Here is a 7,217-nt window from a genome sequence, read left to right on the forward strand (position 1 = left end):
ACGTCAGGCGGCGGCGGGGATGATGCCCTGGGCGAGACCGCCGTCGACGACCAGCTCGACGCCCGTGGTGAAGGTGGCGTCGAAGGCGAGGAACAGCGCGGCCGCGGCGATCTCCTCGATCGTGCCGTGCCGCTTCATCGGGCTGATCTCGTTCATCTCCTTCTCGTGGGCGTCCTTCTCCTCGTCGGGCATCGCCGGGTAGCCCATGGACGGTGTCTTGATCGGCCCCGGGCTCAGCGAGTTGACGCGGATGCCGCGCGGCATCAGCTCGGCGGCGAAGCCCTTGGCGAAGGTGCGCAGGGCCGCCTTGGCGCCGCCGTAGACGGTGATGCCCGGGTAGCCCATGGCGTCGGCGATCGAGGTGGTGAAGAGCACCGCACCGCCGTCGTTCACGAGCGGTGCGAGCTGTTGCACGGTGAAGAAGGCGCCCTTGGTGTTGATGTCGAAGATGCGGTCGTAGCCCTCCTCGGTGACCTGGTCGAAGGGCACGAGTTCGGCAATGCCGACGTTGACGTGGACGAAGTCGATGCGGCCGAGCTTCTCCTCGACGATTCCGCGCAGCGCCCTGACGTCGTCGACGCGGGCTGCGTCGGAGCGTACGACGTGCGCGGCGCGGCCCTTCAGTTCGGCGCGCGCCGCCTCGATGTTCTTCTCGTTGAGGCCGGTGACCAGGACCTCGGCGCCCTCGTCCAGGAGGGCCTTGGCGACGCCCAGCCCCATGCCGTGCGTGCCCCCGGTGATGACGGTCTTCTTGCCCGCGTACTTGCTCATTTCTCTCCTAGTCGGATGCGCTGGGTCAGATGCGCTCGAGGACGACGACCGGAATGACACGGCGGGTCCTGGCTTCATAGGTGTGGTAGATGGGGGCCCGGTCGGTCATCAGCTTCCACAGCCGGGCCCGCTCCTCCCCCTCCGCGGTGGAGGCCCGTACGGCGAACTTCTCCGCGAGGATCTGCACCTGTACCTCCGGGTCGGCGACCACATTGAGGTACCACTTGGGATGCGTGTGCGTGATGGCCGAGCCGGAGGCCACGAGGATGTAGCGGCCGTCGTCCTCGCCGAAGAAGAGGCCGGTGCGGTAGAGCTTGCCGGTCCTGCGGCCCCGGTAGGTGAGGATGAGATTGGTGCAGCCGCCCTCCATGTAGCCGCTCCGGCCGTTGGTGGCGATGTAGCGGCGGACGTGCTCCTCGACCGACCGGTCGGGGCTGTCGGCGACCTGTGCGTCGGCATCCCAAGCTGACATTGCTGTTCTCCTTGTCCGGATCTCTACAACTCGATCCCGGCTCTCCCGGCGGCCCCGGAAGCCCGCAGGACGCGGTGCATCAGGCCGGGTTCCAGGAGCGAGTCGGGGGCGTCGACGAGGCCGAACACCCGCAGGAAGGCGTGGGCGACGTCCTCGTCGTGCACGGCTGCCTCCTGCACCAGCGCCATGTAGGCGAGGAGGAGCCGGGTCATGGGCGTCCGCTCCCCCTCGACGCCGGGGAACGCCAGGTCGCCGCCGACCATCAGCTCCCACGGGCCGTCGACGGCCTCTTGGGCCAGGTCGCGGAGGTACTGCAGCGGGTCGAGCGGTGCGTCGTCACGGACGTACTGGCGGATGGTGAGCGCCGCGAGGGCGGCGACCGTCATGCCCTGCGCGTAGGCCGGGTTGAAGCTGCACACGCCGTCTCCGGTGACGAGCAGGCCGTCGGGGAAGCGGGTCATGGTCTCGTAGCGGCGCCGCTGGTTGGCGGGGAAGCGGTACGCGACGGGGTCACCGACGGGTTCGAGGCCCTGGACGGCCTCGTGGATGTCCTGGACCTGGAGCGACCGGACGAAGGCGTCGAAGCCCTCGGGGTCGGCCGGCGGGTGGTCGCCGAGGATTCCGTACGCGGTGACGATGACCTGGCCGTCCTCCTGCTTCGCGGCGATCGCGCCGCGTGGCGCGGCGGGCGAGGAGACGACACCGATGGATATCTCGCCCTTCTCGTACGGGTCCTCGCGGATCCGGTAGAGGCGGGAGGCGTAGCCGAGGCCGATCTTCCTGCGCTCCTCCTCGACCCGCTCGTAGCCGAGTTCCTCCAGCCAGACCGGGGTGCGCGAACCGCGTCCCGTGGCGTCGACGACCAGGTCGGCGCCGAGGATCCGGGTCCCGCCCCCCTCCGCGCCGTGCCGCGACACGCGGACTCCGGTGATCCGGCGGCGGTCGGCCGTCGCCTCCAGGCCCACGACGTCATGCTCCTCGAGGAAGGAGATCTGCGGTAATTCCAGGACCCGGTCCCGCACATGACGCTCGAAGAAGGGGCGGGTGACGGTCAGCGAGGTCAGGCCGGTGTGCGGCTTCGCCAGGCGCTTTCCCTTGAGATACCAGCGGATGTTCTCCGCCATGTCGCCGATGGCTCCTCCGTCGGCGACGACCTGCTTCGTCAGTCCGGGAAACAGCTCCTCGATGATCTGCTGCCCACGGGCCTGCAATCCGTGCACCTGACGGCCTTGCGGCACACCGCGGCGCGGTCCGGTCACACCGACGAGTGCGTCACGGTCGACCACCAGGACTTCGGCGTACGCATCCGCCAGCACACGAGCGGCCAATAACCCTGCCATGCTTCCGCCGAGCACGACGGCGCGGTTTCTTTTCTCGTTCGGCATTGCGGCAACTCCCTTGAATCCCTGGGGGAGAATCATCGGCTGGCACTCCCGGCCAAGGTATGCGGGGCCCGACCATCACCGACTCACCGCGCTCATCCAGCATTGCAGCTGCCGCTCATCGCGCGGTAATCAAGGGATCGTATGCCTATTTCTCGCGAATAGATTACCGGGCCATGACCGCAATCAATAGCGGACCCGGTTAGGTTGGCGCCAATCCGCCCCCTACGCTTCCGCTCCTTCTGCCGAAGAGAGGCACCATGACAGCCGATCGTGAATTCGACGCGATAGTCATCGGCGCCGGCTTTGCCGGGGTCACCGCCGCACGTGAGCTCAACGCCCGGGGGCTGCGGCCGCTGGTGCTGGAGGCGCGCCATCGCATCGGCGGACGCACGTGGACGGACACGTTCGACGGCGTGATGATCGAGTACGGCGGCGGCTGGTTCTCGCCCCGTCAGGAGCTGGCCGTGAAGGAGCTCGGGCGGTACGGCATTCCGCTGGTCAAGGACGTCCTGCCGGTGCCGGAGTGGGCCGTCTTCCCCACCGGGGACGGAAAGCTGGAGTCCTTCGACGGCGGTGAGGCCCTCGGCCGCCTCGGTGAGTTGCTGACCGTCGTCTTCGAGGGCTCCGACGAGCTCCTCCCCGATCCGCACGACCCGCTCGCCGCCGGGGAGAGGATCCGCGCCGTCGCCGGCCGGTCGCTGCGCGAGCACCTCGACGGGCTGGAGCTCGCCCCGCGCGACGACAAGTGGATCAACACGCTGGTGGCCGGCTTCTCCGGCGGCTACAGCAAGAACGGCGCGTACGAGGCCCTCGCCCAGTGGTGGCAGCTGGCCGGCGGCGAACTGGCCGGCTGGATCACCATCGAGGGCCAGGCCCCGGCGTCCGGCATGTCCGCCCTCGCCCAGGAGATCCTCAACGACGCACAGGCGCGGCTGCACCTGAACACGCCCGTCACCCGCATCGCCGACGACGGTCGGCTCGTGCATGTCACCACGGTGTCGGGGAAGCGGTTCTCCGCCCCGGTCGCCGTGGTCGCCACACCCACGAACGTATGGCGGACCATCGACTTCGAGCCGGGTCTGCCCGCGGCGCACACCGAGGTGGTGGCGCAGGGCATCAGCGTGCCGCACAGCAGCCGCGTCTGGTTCCGGGTGCGCGGCGATTTCGGTCCTGTGCACGTGCGCGACGACGAAGGCGGCCTGCTCACACCGATGTTCACGCACGCCGTTCTCGACGACGGCGAGCAGCTGCTGACGGGCTACAGCCAGCACCCGGACTTCGACCCGTCCCGGCCCGACCACGTCCGGGACCTGCTGGCCCGGCTGCTTCCCCAGGCCGAGCTCGTCAGCTACAAGGCGCACGACTGGGGCCGCGACCCGTACGCGCTCGGCGGCTGGGCGCTGCGCAGGCCCGGCCAGCTGCTCCGGCTCCCCGAACTGCAGCAGCCGCACGGCCGTATCGCCTTCGCCAACGACGGGATCGCGAGCGGCTGGCACGGCTTCGTGGACGGCGCGATCGAGACGGGCTTCCGGGCGGCCGAGCAGGCGGCCGTGATCGCGTCCGGGTGACCCCGGGGGAACGACCGAGGAATTCCGAGATCCGAAAGGACAAGGGCACAGGACCGTGGCGACGCGAGTAAAGGAATTCTCCGAGCTGGCAGACGAGTTCCACCAGTACGTCAGGGACATCGTCTACTGCTCGCTGATCACCGTCGACAGGAAAGGCCGGCCGCGGGCGCGTGTGCTGCTGCCGATCTGGGAGGTCGCCGACGGCCGCCCGGTCGGCTGGATCGCCGCGTACAAGACCCCGGTGAAGACCGCGCACATCCGCAACAACCCGCATGTCACCTGCTCGTACTGGAGTCCCCGGCAGAACGCCGCCTACGTCGACAGCGTGGCCGAGTGGGTCGAGGACGGGACCGTCAAGCGGGAGGTGTGGGAGCTGTACCGGAAGGGCTCGCCGCCCGGCGTCGGCTACGACCCGATCCACTACTGGAAGGGCGGCCCGGCGGATCCGGAGTACGGGCTGCTGCGCATGGACCCGTTCCGCGTCCAGGTCCTCCGCGGCCGGGACATGAGAAGCAGGATCTGGCAGCCGGAGGACGCCGGCTGAGGCACGGACGCGCCGACGCACGAATGGACGAGCGCCCGAATGCACTGACGCGGTGAGTACGGACAAGGGCGGCGTCCGCGGGAGCTCGGACGAGACGGCGTCCGGGAGATTCCCGGACGCCGTCTCGTCGTTGCAGGCCCTTCGAGGGGGCCGCGAGAGCGGAACGCTCCGCTCAGACCTCGCTGAACGGCTCGTCGATCGCGTAACGCCACTTGCCGTCGCCGCCGAGACGCAGGACGTCGAGACCGACGCCCTCGAAACGCTCCGGAGCCCCGTCCTTGTCCGTGGTCTCGATGTTCCAGTCCACGACGAGCAGGGCGGTGTCGGGCGTCACGTACGCGTGCCGGATCTTCGCCTCCATTGTCGGACCCGCCGCCAGGAAATCCCGGACGGAGTCCTTCCGCTCCTGGCCGGACAGCGGCTTGCCCGGCTCCCAGACGGCAACGGCCTCCTCGGTGTACAGCTCGTTCACCGCGTCGGCGTCGCCGGCGTTGAACAGCCGCACGTAGTGGGCCACATGCTCCTCGACGTCACGCGTGCGCCGCGCCTGAGCATGTGCAGTGTCCTGATTCGCTGCCATGGCGAAATTCTCCCGCTCGATTGAGGGACAAGGCATTTCACGAACTCGGCGAAAACTTATCCCGCGGCGGCACACCGGCCATACATCGCCAGGTAACGCATTGAGTTACCACCACATTACCGAGCACTGGCAGAGGCCGATGAATCCCCTTGTAGGGTCGGGAAAGGCCGAATATGAATCGAACTCTTAAAGCTTTGTGGGGGTCAGCTGTGGAGCACAACGATTCGATCGCTGTCGTCGGGCTTTCCTGCCGGCTGCCGGGAGCGGCGGATCGCACGGCTTTCTGGGAACTCCTGCGCACCGGATCGAGTGGGGTCTCCGAGGCCCCGGAGGGCCGTTGGGGACACGAGGCCGACACCCCGGCCGGTGTGCGCGGCGGATTCCTCGACCGCGTCGAGGACTTCGACGCGGGCTTCTTCGGCATCTCGCCCCGTGAAGCCGCAGCAATGGATCCACAGCAGCGCCTTGTCCTGGAGCTCACCTGGGAGGCCCTGGAGGACGCCGGAATCGTCCCCTCCAGCCTTCGGGACAGCGCGACCTCGGTCTTCGTCGGTACGCTCCGCGACGACTACACCGGCCTCCTCTACCAGTACGGGACCGAGGCCGTCACCCAGCACACGATGGCCGGCGTGAACCGTGGCGTCATCGCCAACCGCGTCTCGTACCACCTCGGTCTGCGCGGCCCGAGCCTCACCGTGGACGCCGCCCAGTCCTCGTCGCTCGTCGCCGTCCACCTGGCCTGCGAGAGCCTGCGCAGCGGCGAGTCGGCGACGGCCGTCGCCGCGGGCGTCAACCTCAATCTGCTCGCCGAGAACCTCGTCACGGAGGAACGTTTCGGCGCTCTCTCCCCCGACGGCACGACCTACGCCTTCGACGCCCGAGCCAACGGCTTCGTGCCCGGCGAGGGCAGCGGCGTCGTGATCCTCAAGCCCCTGGCCCGGGCCCTCGCCGACGGCGACCGGATCCACGGCGTGATCCGCGGCAGCGCGGTCAACAACGACGGTGCCACCGAGGTGCTGACCCGGCCCAGCGCCGCCGCCCAGGAGCAGGTCCTGCGGCTGGCGTACGAGCGGGCCGGCATCGACCCGCGGGCCGTCCAGTACGTGGAGCTGCACGGCACCGGCACACCGGTCGGCGACCCCGTCGAGGCGGCGGCGCTCGGCGCGGCCCTCGGTGCCGGGCGAGACGCGGACTCGGCGCTGCGCGTCGGCTCGGTCAAGACCAACATCGGCCACCTGGAAGGCGCCGCGGGGATCGCGGGCCTGGTGAAGGTGCTGCTCGCCCTCTCGCACCGCGAGCTGCCGCCGAGCCTCAACTTCGAGACGCCGAACCCGCGGATACCGCTCGCCGAACTCGGTCTTGCCGTGCAGCGCGAGCTGGGCGCGTGGCCGCGCCCGGACCGTGAACTGATCGCGGGGGTCAGCTCGTTCGGCATGGGCGGCACCAACTGCCACGTCGTCGTGTCCGAGGCTCCCCCTGCCGACGCTGCTCCGGATGTCGCGGCTGATCCGGCCGACCCGGCGGTGCTGCCCTGGGTGCTCTCCGGGCAGGGCGAGGTGGCCCTGCGGGCCCAGGCCACTCGCCTGGCGGACCACGCCGAGCAGCACGCGGCGCTCTCCCCCACGGACCTGGGCTTGTCGCTGGCGACGTCCCGTGCCGTTCTCGACCACCGTGCCGTCGTGGTGGGCTCCGACCGCGAACGGCTGATCGACGGTGTACGCGCCCTGGCCGCCGGCACGCCCGCGGCCGGCGTGGTGACGGGCACCGCGGCCGAGCCAGGGAAGCTGGCGTTCCTGTTCACGGGGCAGGGCAGTCAGCGGGTCGGCATGGGACGGGAGTTGTACGAGGCGTTCCCCGTCTTCGCCGCCGCGTACGACGAGGTCGTCGCCGCCCTCGA

The 7,217-nt window shown here is 69.6% G+C and carries 7 protein-coding genes; 3 read left to right on the top strand and 4 right to left on the bottom strand.

Going from position 1 to position 7,217, the window contains the following annotated elements; all coding sequences use genetic code 11:
* Window positions 1-3: 3 nt before the first annotated feature.
* From ACFV9O_RS33660 to ACFV9O_RS33670, 3 genes are read right to left on the bottom strand one after another with little or no spacing between them, the layout of a single operon-like run.
* Window positions 4-771, bottom strand: coding sequence for an SDR family oxidoreductase (locus ACFV9O_RS33660; RefSeq protein ID WP_385424831.1), 768 nt, complete (start codon window positions 769-771; stop codon window positions 4-6).
* A 25-nt stretch (window positions 772-796) separates the two neighbouring features.
* Window positions 797-1,243 carry a nitroreductase family deazaflavin-dependent oxidoreductase gene (locus ACFV9O_RS33665; protein ID WP_385424833.1) on the bottom strand — a complete coding sequence of 149 codons (447 nt, stop codon included), beginning with the start codon at window positions 1,241-1,243 and terminating at the stop codon, window positions 797-799.
* A 23-nt stretch (window positions 1,244-1,266) separates the two neighbouring features.
* Window positions 1,267-2,628, bottom strand: a complete 1,362-nt coding sequence (locus ACFV9O_RS33670) for an FAD-dependent oxidoreductase (RefSeq protein WP_385424835.1) — start codon at window positions 2,626-2,628, stop codon at window positions 1,267-1,269.
* A 257-nt stretch (window positions 2,629-2,885) separates the two neighbouring features.
* Between ACFV9O_RS33670 and ACFV9O_RS33675 the strand changes: the two genes are divergently transcribed.
* Together ACFV9O_RS33675 and ACFV9O_RS33680 are read left to right on the top strand one after the other, a co-directional pair.
* Window positions 2,886-4,196: a flavin monoamine oxidase family protein gene (locus ACFV9O_RS33675; RefSeq protein WP_385424838.1), complete on the top strand. Its 1,311-nt coding sequence runs from the start codon at window positions 2,886-2,888 to the stop codon at window positions 4,194-4,196.
* Between the two features lie 55 nt (window positions 4,197-4,251).
* Entirely contained in the window at window positions 4,252-4,740 is a 489-nt protein-coding gene (locus ACFV9O_RS33680) for a pyridoxamine 5'-phosphate oxidase family protein (RefSeq protein ID WP_385424841.1), read from the top strand.
* Window positions 4,741-4,912: 172 nt separating this feature from the next.
* Here the strand turns inward: ACFV9O_RS33680 and ACFV9O_RS33685 are convergent, their stop codons facing one another.
* Window positions 4,913-5,320 carry a YybH family protein gene (locus tag ACFV9O_RS33685; RefSeq protein ID WP_385424844.1) on the bottom strand — a complete coding sequence of 136 codons (408 nt, stop codon included), beginning with the start codon at window positions 5,318-5,320 and terminating at the stop codon, window positions 4,913-4,915.
* A gap of 173 nt (window positions 5,321-5,493) precedes the next feature.
* On the opposite strand from ACFV9O_RS33685, the gene ACFV9O_RS33690 reads away from it, so the two are divergent.
* On the top strand, window positions 5,494-7,217 hold a 1,724-nt coding region (locus ACFV9O_RS33690), incomplete at its 3' end, for a type I polyketide synthase (RefSeq protein ID WP_385424847.1).

The organism is Streptomyces sp. NPDC059909, from assembly GCF_042730885.1.
In the GTDB taxonomy this organism is placed as follows: domain Bacteria; phylum Actinomycetota; class Actinomycetes; order Streptomycetales; family Streptomycetaceae; genus Streptomyces.

Coding starts and splice junctions, on each gene's coding strand:
- ACFV9O_RS33660 (WP_385424831.1), bottom strand. CDS start 771: ATGAGCAAGTACGCGGGCAAGAAGACCGTCATCACCGGGGGCACGCAC.
- ACFV9O_RS33665 (WP_385424833.1), bottom strand. CDS start 1,243: ATGTCAGCTTGGGATGCCGACGCACAGGTCGCCGACAGCCCCGACCGG.
- ACFV9O_RS33670 (WP_385424835.1), bottom strand. CDS start 2,628: ATGCCGAACGAGAAAAGAAACCGCGCCGTCGTGCTCGGCGGAAGCATG.
- ACFV9O_RS33675 (WP_385424838.1), top strand. CDS start 2,886: ATGACAGCCGATCGTGAATTCGACGCGATAGTCATCGGCGCCGGCTTT.
- ACFV9O_RS33685 (WP_385424844.1), bottom strand. CDS start 5,320: ATGGCAGCGAATCAGGACACTGCACATGCTCAGGCGCGGCGCACGCGT.